The 14,784-nt window shown below is 71.0% G+C and carries 10 protein-coding genes; 8 read left to right on the top strand and 2 right to left on the bottom strand.

Features of this window, described 5'->3' with window-relative positions; all coding sequences use genetic code 11:
- Positions 1 to 50 precede the first annotated feature (50 nt).
- The 4 genes from WME75_RS13080 to WME75_RS13065 all read left to right on the top strand — a co-directional run bounded on the left by WME75_RS13080 (position 51) and on the right by WME75_RS13065 (position 6,402).
- On the top strand, positions 51 to 1,451 hold the full coding sequence (locus WME75_RS13080) for a hypothetical protein (protein ID WP_437490171.1): 1,401 nt from the start codon (positions 51 to 53) through the stop codon (positions 1,449 to 1,451).
- A 31-nt stretch (positions 1,452 to 1,482) separates the two neighbouring features.
- Entirely contained in the window at positions 1,483 to 3,087 is a 1,605-nt protein-coding gene (locus tag WME75_RS13075; protein WP_437490169.1) for a thrombospondin type 3 repeat-containing protein, read from the top strand.
- A gap of 496 nt (positions 3,088 to 3,583) precedes the next feature.
- Positions 3,584 to 4,690 (top strand): hypothetical protein, encoded by a 1,107-nt coding sequence (locus tag WME75_RS13070; protein WP_437490167.1) that lies wholly within the window; start codon positions 3,584 to 3,586, stop codon positions 4,688 to 4,690.
- A 362-nt stretch (positions 4,691 to 5,052) separates the two neighbouring features.
- The gene (locus WME75_RS13065; RefSeq protein WP_437490165.1) at positions 5,053 to 6,402 is read left to right on the top strand and encodes a hypothetical protein; all 1,350 of its coding nucleotides are present in this window, start codon (positions 5,053 to 5,055) and stop codon (positions 6,400 to 6,402) included.
- 32 nt (positions 6,403 to 6,434) lie between these two features.
- On the opposite strand, the gene WME75_RS13060 is transcribed toward WME75_RS13065, so the two are convergent.
- Together WME75_RS13060 and WME75_RS13055 are read right to left on the bottom strand one after the other, a co-directional pair.
- Positions 6,435 to 10,481 (bottom strand): hypothetical protein, encoded by a 4,047-nt coding sequence (locus tag WME75_RS13060; RefSeq protein WP_437490163.1) that lies wholly within the window; start codon positions 10,479 to 10,481, stop codon positions 6,435 to 6,437.
- A gap of 279 nt (positions 10,482 to 10,760) precedes the next feature.
- Complete coding sequence (locus tag WME75_RS13055) at positions 10,761 to 11,504, bottom strand: TetR/AcrR family transcriptional regulator (RefSeq protein ID WP_437490161.1); 744 nt, start codon at positions 11,502 to 11,504, stop codon at positions 10,761 to 10,763.
- A gap of 80 nt (positions 11,505 to 11,584) precedes the next feature.
- Here WME75_RS13055 and WME75_RS13050 point away from each other — a divergent pair, with 80 nt between their 5' ends.
- The 4 genes from WME75_RS13050 (at position 11,585) to WME75_RS13035 (ending at position 14,756) form a co-directional block, all read left to right on the top strand.
- Entirely contained in the window at positions 11,585 to 12,067 is a 483-nt protein-coding gene (locus WME75_RS13050) for a hypothetical protein (protein WP_437490160.1), read from the top strand.
- On the top strand, positions 12,064 to 12,663 hold the full coding sequence (locus tag WME75_RS13045; protein ID WP_437490158.1) for a hypothetical protein: 600 nt from the start codon (positions 12,064 to 12,066) through the stop codon (positions 12,661 to 12,663). Before WME75_RS13050 ends, WME75_RS13045 begins: the two co-directional genes overlap by 4 nt.
- A complete protein-coding gene (locus WME75_RS13040) occupies positions 12,660 to 13,529 on the top strand; it encodes a hypothetical protein (RefSeq protein WP_437490157.1) in 870 nt (289 codons plus the stop codon). Before WME75_RS13045 ends, WME75_RS13040 begins: the two co-directional genes overlap by 4 nt.
- Before the next feature lie 303 nt (positions 13,530 to 13,832).
- A complete protein-coding gene (locus WME75_RS13035; protein ID WP_437494808.1) occupies positions 13,833 to 14,756 on the top strand; it encodes a transposase in 924 nt (307 codons plus the stop codon).
- Positions 14,757 to 14,784: the final 28 nt, after the last annotated feature.

Below are 14,784 nucleotides of genomic sequence, written 5' to 3'. Positions count from 1 at the left end.
TGACACAAAATTCCATTATAATTGCAATCACGACGGTATTCGGCGGCGTGGTGCTCGGCGGCGCAGCGCTCGGTTGCGCGCCGGACCTCAGCCTCTCGGCCGCGACGGGCTCCGGGGGTGCCGGGGGCTCCGGGGGTGAGGGCGGCCACGCGCCGCAGTCGGGCGGCGAGGTGCAGTGGGCGCGCGCGCTCGAGGGCGACGGGGAGCAGGCCGGGGCGAGCGTGGCCGTCGCGGACGACCGCAGCGCGGCGCTCCTCGGCCGGCTCACGGCGGCGGAGGGCGTGGCCCTCGACGACGAGCGCGTGACGCCGATCGGCGTGGAGAACGTCTTCTGGGCGCGGCTCGCGGCGAGCGACGGGGCGGGGCTCGGGCTGAAGCGGTTCGGGGCGTTCGATCCGCAGATCGTGAACGGGCTCGCGACGGACGGGAACGAGGGCCTCCTTGTCGCGGGCGAGTTCTCCGGCAAGCTGGAGTTCGGCGGCGCGCCGCGGACGAGCGCCGGCGGGCGGGACGGCTACGTCGCGCGGCTCGACGCCGAGGGGCGGGAGCTGTGGCTGCAGCCGCTCGGGGGCATCGGCTTTCAGGCGGCGACGGGCGTGGCGGCGAGCGCGACGGGGCGCATCGTCGTGACCGGCCGCTTCTCCGGCGCGCTGAGCCTCGGCAAAAACCGGCTCCAGAGCGCCGGCGGCAGCGACGTGTTCGTGGCGAGCTTCGAGGCCGACGGGACGCCGCTCTGGAGCGAGCGGTTCGGCGACGGCTTCGATCAGCAGGCGCGCGCGGTGGCGATGGACGAGCTCGGCAACGCGATCGTGGTCGGGGACTTCGCCGGGACGCTCGACCTCGGCGGCGATCCGCTGAAAAGCGCCGGGGATCTCGACGTGTTCGTGGCGAGCTTCGACGCGCTCGGCAAGCACCGCTGGAGCAGGCGCTTCGGCGACGCGGCGCTGCAGCGGGCCAGGGCCGTGGCGGTGGACGGCGCGGGCAACGTGATCGTGGGCGGTGAGTTCGGCGGGGCGATCGACCTCGGCGGCGGCCCCCGGGTGGCCGGAGAGCGCCCGGCGGTGTTCGTGGCCAAGCTCGATGCCAGGGGCGAGCACCTCTACAGCCGGGTCATCGGCGAGGAGGGCGCGACGCTGGGCCAGCTGCTCGTCGACGGGACGGGGGACGTGCTCGTGGCGGGGGGGTTCCGCGGGGAGGCGTCGCTCGCGGCGGGGCCCGTGACGAGCGCGGGAGACGACGACGTGTTCGTGGCCAAGCTCGATCCGGAGGGCGGCTACCGGTGGAGCCACCGTTTCGGCGGGGCGGGCGCGGACCGGGCGACGGGGGTGGCCATCGACCGGGAGCGGCAGGTGTTCGTCACGGGGGCGTTCACCGGCAAGGTGATGTTCGGGGAGAAGCAGCTCGAGGGCGGCGAGGGCACGGACGTGTTCGTGACCAAGCTGTCGCCCTGAAGCGGCTGTCGCCAGGAAGGATGGAGGCGCGATGAAACGTGCGATGACAAGGGGCGTGCGGTCGCGCGGGCGACGGCTGGCGATGGGGCTCACGGCGGGCGTGTTCGGGCTGATCTTGCCGGTCGCGGGGTGGGCGGGGCTGGATGCCGACTCTGACGGGGTCGCCGATCCGAACGACAACTGCCCGTCCGTGGCCAATCCGGATCAGGGGGACACGGACGGCGACGTCTTCGGCGATGCCTGCGACAACTGTGAGCGCGTGATCAACCGGGATCAGCGGGACTCGGATGAAGACGGCCTCGGCGACCTCTGCGACAACTGTCCTGTCTCGGTGAACCCGGACCAGGGGGATGCGGAGGGGGACGGCACCGGCGACACCTGCGACGACGATGACGACAACGACGGTGTCATCGACGCGGACGACAACTGTCCTGTCACGGCGAACGCCGACCAGGCGGACGCCGATGGAAACGACATCGGAGATGTCTGTGAGTCCGGGGACGACGACGGCGACGGCATCGCCAATGACGTCGACAACTGCCGCACCCTCGCGAACCCGCGCCAGGAGGACAGGGACGACGACAAGCTCGGCGACGTCTGCGACAACTGCCCCGCGACGCGCAATCCGAACCAGGAGGACCGCGACGGCGACGGCACCGGCGACTTCTGCGAGCCCGACGTCGACGCCGACGGCGACGGGCTCGTCAACGCCGAGGACAACTGCCCTGCGGATCGGAACCCGGACCAGGAGAACACGGATGGCGACAGCCTCGGGGACGCCTGCGATCCGGACAGCGACGACGACGGCCTGGTCGACGAGGAGGACAACTGCCCCGTCGACGCCAACATCTTCCAGGAAGACACGGACGGCGACGGCATCGGCGACGCCTGCGAGGAAGACGACGACAACGACGGCATCGCGGACGAGCGCGACAACTGCCCCCACGTGTCGAACCAGGATCAGTCCGACGGCGACGCCGACGGCCGCGGCGACGCCTGCGACCTCGACGCCGAAGCCGACGTCGACGGCGACGGCATCCCGAACGACGTCGACAACTGCCCGGAGGTCCCGAACCCCGATCAGACGGACGCCGACGAGGACGGCGTGGGCAACGCCTGCGCGGACGGCGACGGCGACGGCCTGACCGACGCGGCGGACAACTGCGACGAGGAGCACAACCCCGATCAGGCCGACAGCGACGGCGACGGGCAGGGCGACGCCTGCGACGAGGACGACGACAACGACGGCGTGCCCGACGCGGCGGACAACTGCGGCGCCGTACCGAACGCCGATCAGGCCGACGGCGACGACGACGATCTGGGCGACGCCTGCGACGTCGATGACGCGGACGACGACGATGATGGCGTCCCGGACGGCGACGACAACTGCCCGCTCGCGACAAACGCGGATCAAGCGGATGGCGACGCCGACGGGCTCGGTGACGTCTGCGACGGAAGCGGCGGCGTGGGCGGCGGCGGGACGGGCGGCGGCGAGATCGCGGCGCCGGAGGTCTCGTCCGGCCTGGTCTGTGCGATGCAGCGAGGCGAAGGCGGCGGTGCGCTCGTCGGCCTCGTGACGCTCCTCGCCGGCGCGCTGGGCCTGGGCTCCCGCCGGCGTCGCGGTCGGGCGGCGTGAGCGCCGTCGCGCGCGGCGCAGCGGCGCAGCGGCGCCAGGAGCCTTGAAGGGCTGTCGGCGCGCGGCATGGCAGCTCCGTCATCTGGACACGAGGGCGAGAAGGTAGGAGTTACACCAGCACCGTATCGTCCACGCTCGTTCCTTGTTTCCTGAGAGAAGAAACCACAAGGCACAGAGGATACAGAGGAGAGAACAGGGAAACTCTGTGTCCTCTGAGCCTCAGTGGTTCAAATTCCTCCCTATCACATGACCAGGAAGAGGGGAGCGACGCGAGCGCCCGCTCGGTGGCTACCTGGGAATTGCTGCAAGCACGGGATGGGTTATCACCCATCCCCCCACGCGGGTTCCGGGCGGGCTTTGCCAATGATCTCGGTCCGCGCATTTTTCTGAGCCGTGACGTCGCGTCGGTGTAACTGCTCCGACTGAACGCGCCGGTACGCCCGCTGCGCAGCCTGCGCTGCGGGCGGGGGCGGCTTGAGCCACCTTTGGAGACACCATGCGCCTTGCTCTCCCGCTCTCTCTTTCATTGCTGATGACCACGCTGTTCGGAGTCCCCCTCGTCGCCGGCTGCAGCGACAGCGCCGTGGATGGCGCCGCCCCGTCCGGCGGCGCAGGCGCAGGCGACAGCGGCGGAGGCGCCGCAAGCGGCGGGGGCAGCGAGAGCGGCGGGGGCAGCGAGAGCGGCGGGGGCAGCGCGAGCGGTGGCGGCGGGGCCGGGGCCGGCACGGGCGCCGCGGGCGGCGGAGGCGTCGCGCTCCCGACGAGCATCGTGAAGTGCCAGGGCAAGACGTACCAGTGCGGGGATCTCATCGACAACGATGAGGACGGGCTCCTCGACGTGCAGGATCCGGACTGCCTCGGCCCGTGCGACAACACCGAGGACAGCTACTACGGCGGGATCCCCGGCCAGGCAGGGCCGGCGTGCACCGTCGATTGCTATTTCGATCAGGACTCCGGGGCCGGCAACGACGATTGTCGCTGGAACCATCAGTGCGATCCGAACGAGGTCGCGCCCGGATATCACCCGGAGTCGAGCAACGGGGCGATGTGCGCCCATGACCCTGGCGCCTCGACGCCGGGCGCCGACGGCAAGAGCTGCAGCCAGCTCAAGATGGCGCAATCCGATACCTGCCACGACGTCTGCGGTCCGCTCACGCCGAACGGCTGCGACTGCTTCGGTTGCTGCGAGCTGCCGGCAGGCAGCGGGGCGTATGTCTGGCTCGGCTCCGACGCCGACGGCACCGGCGAAGGCTCGTGCTCGCGCGACGGCATCTCCGATCCGAGCCGCTGCGAGCCGTGCATGCCCGTGGACGCCTGCCTCAACGACTGCGGCCGCTGCGAGCTGTGCCTCGGCAAGGACACGCTGCCCGCCGACTGCTTCGAGGCTGGCACCGGCGCCGGCGCCGGCGGGGCCGGCGGCGCGGCCGGGACCGGCGGCGACGGCGTGGGCGGCGGCGCGGCCGGGACCGGCGGCAGCGGGACCGGCGGCGACAGCGGAGGCCAGTGCGCGCCGGGGGTCCAGCCGTGCGGGCTCGCCGGCCAGGAGCCTTGTGACGCGTACCACTACTGCATCACCGGCTGCTGCCAGCCCATCGTGAACTAGCGAGCGTATCGCCCACGATCATGCCTGGTTTCGTGAGCGAAAAAGTCTGAACTATAGAGACACAGAGTACACGAACGCCCTCGTTCTCTCCTCTGTGCTCTCTGTGCTCTCTGTGCCTCTGTGATTCCTTCCCTCTGTGGTTCCTTCCCTCGTGAAACCAGGGAGAACCATGAAGAACAGAGAATACACAGAGGTTTGTTTTCACGCTCCGCTGTTCCCGCTGCGCCTCCGTGGTGTAGTGCCTCCGCACGGACCGGAGACGAGCTTGGGGGACGCAGCGCTGAACGCCCGCGAGCTGAGGCGTTGTGCCTGCGGTGACGACACTTGGTTTGAAAGGAGACGAGTCAATGGGGATGCGCTCGATGGCTGTTGGGATGCTCTGCGCCGTGACGGCGATGGGGTGTGGCGGCGACGACGACGACGACCAGCCGAAGAGCTGCTCGGTGGCCGAGCAGACGGGGTGCACCGCGCCGCAGGTGTGCGAGGAGGTGGAGGGCGCCGAGCCCGCTTGCTTCGACCCGGTGACCCTGAAGGGCCGCGTCTACAACTCGCTCGACGACAAGGGCATCGCGGGCGCGCGCGTGCTCGCGCGGGACCCGAACGACGCCGTGATCTCCCGGGTGGCGGTCACGGGGGCCGACGGCAGCTACGAGCTCGCCGTGCCGGCGCGGCGCGACGCGAGCGGGGCTCCGGTCAAGGCCGATGTCACGCTGCGCGCCGACGCGCTCGCTCACGAGACCTTCCCGAAGGCGCCGCGGGTCGCGTTGCCGATCGACCTCGCGACCGCGTCGGGCAAGCCGCTCGCCATCGCGTCGGCGGCCACCGAGATCGCGCTGTTGCCGCTGCCGGACAGCGAGGGGCTCGGCTCCATCTCCGGGGTCGTCCTCGCCGAAGAGCCCGGCGGGACGCTGGTCGTCGCGGGCGGCGCCACCGGCGCGGCCGATCTCGACGGCAGCTACACGATCTTCAACGTGGCCGCGGGCGAGGTCACGGTGAAAGGCTATGGCGCCGGCCTCGCGCTCGACACGGCGAGCGCCACCGTCAGCGCGGGCAAGGAGACGGCCGGCGTCGATCTGCACGCCACGGGTGACGCCACGGCGATCGTGAGCGGCAAGGTCGAGATCGTGAATGCGTCCGGCGGGAGCGCGACCTCGGTCATCCTGGTCGTGGCCGATACGTTCGATGAGATGACCGCCCGCGGCGAGACCCCGCGAGGGCTCCGGCAGGGCGACGTGACCGGCGAGTTCTCGATCGCCGGGGTGCCTGACGGCGAGTACGTGATCCTCGCCGCGTTCGAGAACGACGCGCTCGTGCGGGATCCTGACACGTCGATCGGCGGGACCGAGATCGTGCGCATCACGGTCTCCGGCGAGGACCACCCTGTTCAGGAGTCGTTCAAGGTGACCGGCGCGCTCGCCGTCGTCTCGCCCGGCGCGAGCTCGCTCGACGAGGTGAGCGGGACACCGACCTTCGTCTTCGAGGACGACTCCAGCGAGGATCTCTACGAGGTGACGCTGTTCGACGCGCTCGGGGCGAAGATCTGGGAGAACCTCGAGGTGCCCAGGGTGTCGGGGAGCGAGAACGTCTCTGTCGCGTACGACGGTCCAGCGCTGGACCCGGGGATGATCTATCAGTTCAGGGCCACCTCGAAGAAGGACAGCACGCCCATCTCGCAGACCGAGGACCTGAAGGGGGTCTTCCTCTACAAGTGATCGCGGGGGCGCGCGGCGCGGGGGCGCCGCTGTCAGCAGCGACGGCGGCGGGCGCGGCGCGCGCTGCCGAGCGAAAGGAGGAGGCCGAAGAGCGCGAGCGCGCGGGAGGTGCCCGGCGCGTGCTCCGTCTCGCCGCCCACGGCGGCAAGCATGCAGTTGAAGCTGAAGCAGCAGCTGCACGCCCCCGGCGGCGCTCCTCCCTCGGCGTGGTCTCCTCCCCCTGCCCCGCCCGCCGCATCCCGGCCTCCGCCGTCGCCGCCGACGCTCGCGTCGCCGCCCACGCCTGCGTTGCCGCCGCCTGGCGCATCCCGGCCGCCACCGACGTCACCGCCGCTCACGTCGCCGCCCACGCCTGCGTTGCCGCCGCCTGGCGCGTCACGGCCGCCACCGACGTTGCCACCGCCCGCGCCGCCGCCAGTCCCGTGAATGGGAATGTCCGGCGCCGTGATCGGTAGATTGCGGCAGCCGAAGAGAGGGAGACACTCGTCCGTGGTCGTCAGATCCCCATCATCGCAGTCGAGGGGGATGTCGCTCACGCAATTCCCCTCGAAGCAAAGCTCGATGCCATTGCAGAGGTCGAAGTCGCCGCAGATGGCCCCGTCCGGCAGGACGACGTCCGCGGGGCAGCGCCCGGCGCCGTCGCAGTACTCCCCGGGATCGCAGGACGAGCTCGCGATGCGGCAGAGCACCGTCGTCGGCTCGGCGGCGCACAGCGCCGAGCAGCAGTCCCCGTCGAGGAGGTTGCCGTCGTCGCACGGTTCACCCCGCCCGAGCACGCCGTCCCCGCAGATCGCGGGCCTCACCGTGAAGGCGGTGGGATCGGTCGCGCCGGCGAACAAGGGCTCGTCGGTCAGCACGCTCGACTCGTTGACCCCGTCCGAGTCGGCGTCGAAGGAGATCGTGCCCTGGTTCGTCACGACGAGCCCGTCGGTGAGCGGCCGGAGCGCCGCTTGCATCGTGAGGATCACCCACTCCCCGGGCGCGACATCGCCGTCCCAGCCGATCGTGTTGGTCACGGGATCGGACGTGACCGCGCCCTTCTCCGCGACAGCGCCCTGCAGCAGGACCTCCGGCGGGAGCACGTCCACGAACTCGAACCCTGCGTTGTCGCGCTGCAGGCGGCCGCCCGTGTTGTTGATGAGCAACGTGTAGGCGACCTCCCCGCCGGCGGTGCGCTCGCTGAGCACGGTCAGGAAGCCGATCAGGCGCGTCGGCACGGAGACGGTCGTCTGCGTCTCGCCCTCGTTGTTCTCCGGCGCCGGATCGTGCTCACTCGCGGTGACCTTCGCCTTGCCGTCGATCTCGAGGGCGACCGCGGGCGGGGTGAGCGCGGGCGCGACAAGGGTGACCGCGATCGACGAGCTCTCCGCCGCGGCGAGCGACGCGCGCCGGCACACGAGCCCCTCGGTGGCCGGGTCGCACGTCCAGCCGGTCCCGGAGGCGCTGGCGAGGCTCGCCCCGGGCGGCAGGACGTGCGTCACGACGAGGTCGCTCGCGTCGCCCGGCCCCTCGTTGGAGACGCTGATCGTCGTGACGAACTGCGCGCCGGGCGACACCGGATCCGGCGCGTCCGCCAGCGTGATGGCGAGATCCGCCCCGCAGGCCCCGGACGCGACCGGCACCGCCGCGAGCACGACGTTGTCGATCGCGACGCCGCACGGCCCGGGACGCCCGATGTCGGTGCAGACAAGGCTGTCGTCCTGCGTGTAGTCGAAGCGGAGCTGGACGGTCCGCCCGCGCAGCCCCGCGCCAGGGAAGCGGATCGACACGCGCTTGCTCCCGCCGGAGCTGCCGGACCAGACCGAGTGATCCGCGAGGTAACCCGGGTCGTCCCGGGCGGGCAGGTGCTTGGGGAAGTGGTGGCTCGCGCCGGTCATGATCCGCTCGGCGAACGCCTCGGCGAGGACCGCCCGCGGCGTGGCGCCGGCCGTGAGATCTTCCAGGCGCAAGGTCAGGCCGTCGAACGCCTGGACGAGCCGGTGCGGATCGTCCTCCAGCTCGTAGGTGAGATCGAAGTCGAGCGTGACATGGGATTCCCCGGGGCTCTCCGGGATCGTCACGGCGGGAGACACCAGCGCGACGTGCGACGTGGCCGGCTCCTCGCCGTGAAATGCCGCGTTGTTGCCGGGCGTCAGCGTCTGCGCGACGACCCACGGCGCGACGGAGGCCGGTCCGCCGTCGCGCACCGACTGCCAGCCGGAGGGCAGCGCGGGCGCGCTCGCGGCGTCGAAGTCCTCGCGGAGCAGGACGTCCGCGGCGCCCGGCACGCCGGTCTCGAGCGCGATGGGGAGCGCGATCGTGCCCTGAGCGGAGCGCACCGTGAGCGTCAACTCGATCGGCGTTCCCGGGGTGAAGTCCCGGGTCGTGGAGAGGAGGAACGGCGCGTCGCTGGCGGCGACGCGGAGCGGATCGAGCTCGGGGTAGGTCGCGCTCGCCCTCACGACGGTCACGGAGGGTGTCTCCGTGGCGAGCGTGGCCGTGATCTCGGAGAGGGTCGTCCTGCCGGAGACCGGGTTGGCGACGTAGTTCTCCAGGTAGACGCCGACCTCGATGAGCTCTCCCGGATCGATGCGCTCGTTCGCGAGGGCGCCGCACGCCGTATCCGCAACCCGGGTGCCGGCGGCGCGCAGCGGCGGGACGCGCGCGAGCTCGTCGAGGACATCGAGGTGAACGTTCGGCGCGATCATGGAGGTCGACGTCGGCTGTCCCTCATCGAACCGCGGTGGGGCGGCCGTCCTGCTGAAGACGCTGTAGAGCTCGCCGGCGAGCGCCACGCCGCCGATGCGATCGCCGAGGTTCTGCCGCGAGGCGTCGTTGCCGTGGCCCGCGTGAAACGGGCGGTCCGAGATCGGCGCAGGCGGGCTCCAGGAGGCGCCTTGATCGCTCGACGCGGTGTGCATGAGCTCGGTGAGGTCGCCCGAGCCGGCGACATCCTGGTCGTAGTAGACGACGTGCGCGGTGCCGGTCGCTCGGTCGACGGCGACAAAGGGGAAGAACTGGGCCCGATCGCGCCCTGGATCGCTGTTGAGGAGGACGGCGCTGCCGGCGGCGCACCGTTCCGTGAAGGAGCGCAGGGCGATGTCGCCCGTCCCCCCGTCGCCGCTCCGCTGGTAGACGACATAGACCTGCCGCGTGGCCTGGTCGATGTCGATCGACGGGGAGCTCCTTGCGTGGTCGACGCCGAGGACCTGGTCTTCAGGGGGGTAGCTCGTCGCATCGAGGAGGACGAGCGGCTCCCAGGTGACGCCTCCGTCGGTCGAGCGGCGGCATCCGAGGTTGCGCAGCGAGGTCCCCGGCTCCATGGAGCGGAAGACGGCATAGACGACCGAACCCCGGTCGGTCGTCCCGGGGAGGATGCGCGCGCCCGGCCCGTCGAGATCGCCGCCGGCCGGCGCCTGGGCGAGCACGGCGGCGGGCGACCAGGTCAGGCCGAGGTCGTCGGAGTGGCTGTAGAGGATCCTCGGCGACGCGCCGCCGCGCTGGACCCAGGTGACGGACAGGCGCCCGGTCGCCCCGTTGACGTCGATGGAGGCCTGCTCGGCGCTCTCCCCCGCGACGAACGTGGGAGCGACCTCCACCGGCGCGGACCACGAGGTCCCGGCCGCGCTGCCAGGGTTCGAGCCATGGATGCAGAGGCCCTGGAGTCCATCGGCCGGGCGAACGTAGGTCGAGGCGCTGATGAAGACGTCGCGGCCCGGATCGTGGACGACGCGGGGCGCGCCGAGCACCTGGCCGCCGGGGGCCGAGGGCAGCGCGCGCTCGCCGTTCGGGCCGACCACCTCGGCGAAGGTCCTGCCCCCGTCGGCGGATCGCGCAACCCCGGACAGGCTGGGCGGGCTCGCGAGCGCGCCGCGCGGATCGGTATAGGTCGCGACGAGGAGGCTCGCGTCCGCGTTCGCGGCGATCGCCGCCTGGTTCTGGGCTCCGAGCGCGTCGGAGGAATGCACGGCGCGGTCCGCGTTCGCGGCGATCGCGAGCCGAGCTGCGCCGGGCGCCTCCGGTTCGTCGCTGCCGCAACCCACGCCGGCGGTGAGCAGCCCCCCACCGAGCAACCAAGCGACCCTGCGTCGCGCGCGCATAAGCACCTCCGAACCGAAATAGATGCCGCGAGCTCGCAGGACGTGCCGATTTCCCCGACATCGCACGGCCCGTCCAGCGGCGGGGCCCGATGCGCTGCGGTCGTTTTCGGGCAACATCGACGCAGGCCGCGCGTCGGCGCGGCAGATGCGCCCGGCGCGAAGGCTCGCCTCGACGCCCTTTCCCGTTTTTCCCGGCCGTGGAGAGCGGGGCGCCCCGTGCGTCGCGCGCGGATGGCGGGTCGGGTCCTCGGGCGCCGGCGGTTGCCTGAGGGGGCCGGCTCAGGCGCCGCGTGGCGGGCCGCGGCCGTCGATGGCCTGCGCGGCGGGCGGGTCGGGGGGACGGGCAGGGAGCACGAGATCCGCGAGGCGGCGCGCCGCGGCGAAGGCCACCTCCTCGTCCGGGGCGAGGTCCTGACCGAGGTTGGCGGGGTCCTGACCGAGGTTGGCGGGGTCCTGACCGAGGTTGGCGGGGTCCTCGCCGGGGTTGACGGGGTCCTGACCGAGGTTGGCGGGGCCCTCGCCGGGGTTGACGGGGCCCTCACCGAGGTTGGCGCGCCCGCTCAGCGCGAGCATCGCGATGCCGTGGAGGCCCGCGAAGAGCACGTGGGTGTCCTCCGCCGGGCACGCGCTGCCGTAGCGGCGCAAGAGCTCGACGAAGCCGCTCCACAGCGGGCGCGCGAGCCGCAGGCGCCCCTCCTCGCGCAGGCGGGCGCGGTCGAAGCGGCGCTCGGCCATCAGCCAGTACAGATCCGGGTGGCGCAGCGCGAACTCGACATAACCGACGGCGAGCGACCGCGCGTCGGCGCCGGCGCGCGCCCGCGCCTCGAGGAGCTCCGCGAGCCGCCGCCATCCGGCCCCGTCGACGCGGATGAGGAACCCGTCGAGCGAGCCGAAGTGGTGATACAGCACCATCGTCGTCTGGCCCAGGAACGCGGCGATCTTGCGGGCAGTCAGCTCGTCACGCGCCAGCCGGCCATCGCAGAGCGCCTGGAACACGCGCTCCACCGGCTCATCTGCGTCCATCACACCCATACCCACGATCCTGCCACGTCCGCGCTCCGCCTGTTGACGCGCTCAGCATAACACTGTTATCCTTGGAGGGTATGGGGTTGCTTTGCGACGAGGCGGCGGCTTCCGGGGCCCAGCGCGGCTGCCGCGGCCTGGCGGTGGGGTTGGCGCTCGCGGTGGGCGCGCTCTCGGGAGCGTGCACGTCGCGGCCGCCGGTGGCGGACGAGGCGCCTGCGGGGCCGTATGAGGTGGTGGACGGGTGGCCGCGTGTCCCGGAGGGGATGGTGTTCGGACCAGCGCTCGACGTGGCGGTGGACGCGCGCGGGCGCGTGCTGGTGAGCCATGCGGCCGGGCGCACGTCGGGGAACGACGCGCCGATCAGCGAGGCGACCATCCTGGTATTCGATGCCGGGACGGGGGAGCTGCTCGATGCGTGGGGAGAGGGGCTGTTCGTTTATCCGCACGGGATCGAGGTCGATCGGAACGACTTCGTGTGGGTGACGGACTCCGAGCAGAACCGGGTGTTCAAGCTGACAGCGGAGGGGAAGGTGGTGATGACCCTCGGCGAGGCGCCATGAAGGGACGAGGCGCGTGGATCGTCGTATCGCTCGCGGGGCTCGGGTGCGCGGCGAGCCCGGAGCAGCTCGACCGGCCAACGAACGTCGCCTTCGGCCTGGACGGCGACGTCTACGTGGCGGACGGCTACAACCATGCTCGCATCGCGCGCTTCTCCGAGGACGGCGAGTTCTTGATGGAGTGGGGCGAGAAGGGGTTCGGGCGGGGGCAGCTCGACACGCCCCACGGCATCGTCACCGACGACGAGGGGCGGGTCTACGTGGCGGACCGGGAAAACGCGCGCGTGCAGGTCTTCAGCGCAGACGGCGACTACCTTGCGCAGTGGAAGAGCGCCGCGCTGGGGCGGCCATGGGCGATCGCCTTCGGGCCCGATCGGCACATCTACGTGGTCGACGGGGGGGACCAGGATCCGGAGCGGCCGCGGGGGCATGTGGTGCGGATCAACCTCGATGGAGAGATCGTGGACCGGTGGGGAACCTCGGGGGACGGCCCCGGGGAGATCGACTGGGGACACGGGATCGCGGTGGGGCAGGACGGGAGCGTCTACGTGACCAGCCTGCGGGGTCGCGGCGTGCAGAAGTTCAGGAGGACGAGGTGAGCGGGCGCACGCTCGCGTTGACCGTGGTTGCCACAGTAGGCGCCCTCGCGGCGGCGCCGAGCTGGGCGCAGGGGACGGGCGAGTTGCCGGAGCGGCTCGAGGACCGCGGCCATGTTGCGCTGTACGGCATATTTACGGCCTCGCCGCAGGACAGGGAGCTGGCGACGATCCATGTCGCGCCGCAGGTGTCGGCCGGCATTCGTCTGAACGGCTGGCTGAGCGCAACCACGGACGTGACCTCGGCCTGGACCACCTTTCAGGTAGAGGGCGAGGCGAGGCGCTCGTCGTTTCGCTTCGGGAACCCGTTCGTTACCGTGCAGGCGGCGTTGGTCGAGGAACGCCAGCGCTCGTTCCGCGTCGGGATCGGGGTTGCACCGCCGTTGACGACTTTCCCTGGCACGATCCCGGAGAATACGGAGACCGAGTACAACTACGCGGTCGCGACGGCGGCGCGCGGGTTCGCGGATTACTGGCTGTGGGCACCGAATGCGATCCCGATCGCCTTGCTGCTCCGCAGCCGGATGGATCTGTCTGCGTCGGTGGTCGTCGGCGCCGAGCTGGATCCGGCAGTGCTCATTTCCGTGAACTCCAATCCGTCGCGGCTGGCGATGGTGGCCGCCGCATACGCGGGCTTGAGGATGGGTCCGCTGACGCCCGGGCTGCGGGTGCAGATGTTCGCGCAAACGGCGCCGCTCGCCGGACGGGATTTCTCGCAGTGGGCAGCGATCTTGTACGCGAACGCAGAATTCGAGGCGGTGTTCGTGCGCTCCCAGGTTGCCGTCAACCTGGACGCCCCCTCCGGGCTGGCTGGCCAGCGAGGAGCCACCGTGTGGGGAGCGTCGCTGGGAGGCGGGGTCCGCTTGTAGAGAAAGGCAGGCCGGGGGCGCGGCGCAGCGCGGTCGACCCCGGATCCTCGCGGATCCTCGACCCGGATCCTCGACCCGACCCACGTTGCGCGGATCCTCGACCCGACCCACGTTGCGTGTGCCTGTGCCCGTTGCGTGTGCCTGTGCCGGACCTGCCGGACCCGACCCACGTTGCGTATGCTGCCGTGCGCGACAGCGGCGATAGCTGGCGGAAAGGGTGGCGGCCGCCACCCGCCCAAGCGCGGCAGTCGCCCGGAACAGCCGCATTCTCGCATGGCACGGCTCTTGATGTCGCCGATGAACATGAGCCAGCCCCGCGCTATCGTCCCCGGCGCTACGTACCTCCTCACCCGCCGCGTTCTGCGGAGACATTTCCTCCTCCGCCCCGATTCCGCCATCACACAACTCGTGATCTATACCCTGGCGCTCTCGGCCCAACGTTATGGGATCCTCGTGCATGCGCTCTGCGTGATGTCCACGCATCTTCATCTTGTCGTCACAGACACGCGTGGCGAGCTCCCACGATTCCTTCAGCGGTTTCACCGCCTCGTCGCGCTCGGGACCAAGGTCCTGCGAGCGTGGGAAGGCCCGGTATGGGACCACGGGGCGACAAGCGCGGTACACCTAGCAACAAGGGACGCGCTGGTTGAGAAGATCGCCTACACGCTCGCGAATCCGGTGGTCGCCGGCCTCGTACAGCATGCACACCAATGGCCAGGGGCGAAGGTGCTCGTGGGAGAACTCGGCTGCGGTGCACTGCGAGCCCAGCGCCCTGAGATATACTTCAATTCGAAAAACGCCGAATGGCCGGAGGAAGCTGCGATTTCGATCACAATTCCACCTGTGATCGCGAACAGCGAGGCTGATGGGTTTCGTCACGAGATCGCGGCAAAGCTCGATCAATACGAGCAACGGGCTCGCGCGACCCTGGAACAACAGGGGCTCGGCTTCCTCGGACGTGCACGCGCGAGCAAGGTTTCCCCTTACAAGCGGGCGAAGACCATCGAGCCGCTTCGCGAACTCAATCCGACATTCGCGGTTGGCCGCGGACGAACCGACGCGCTAAACAATGCCATCGCCGCCGTGCGCGCCTTCCGCGCAGCTTATCGCAAATCACTCGAGCAATGGCGTGCGGGCGCGCGCAGCATAATCTTCCCTGCAGGGACGTGGTGGATGCGTGTGTTCCACGGAGCTGCCGTTGATGAGGGCGAGCGCGCTGCAGCATAGGCACAGAGCGAGCACGGCTCGAAATCGA

Source organism: Sorangium sp. So ce1014 (assembly GCF_051521505.1).
Classification (GTDB): domain Bacteria; phylum Myxococcota_A; class Polyangia; order Polyangiales; family Polyangiaceae; genus Sorangium.
Note: the sequence above shows the minus strand (reverse complement) of the source record. Positions and strands in the feature narration are given on the sequence as shown.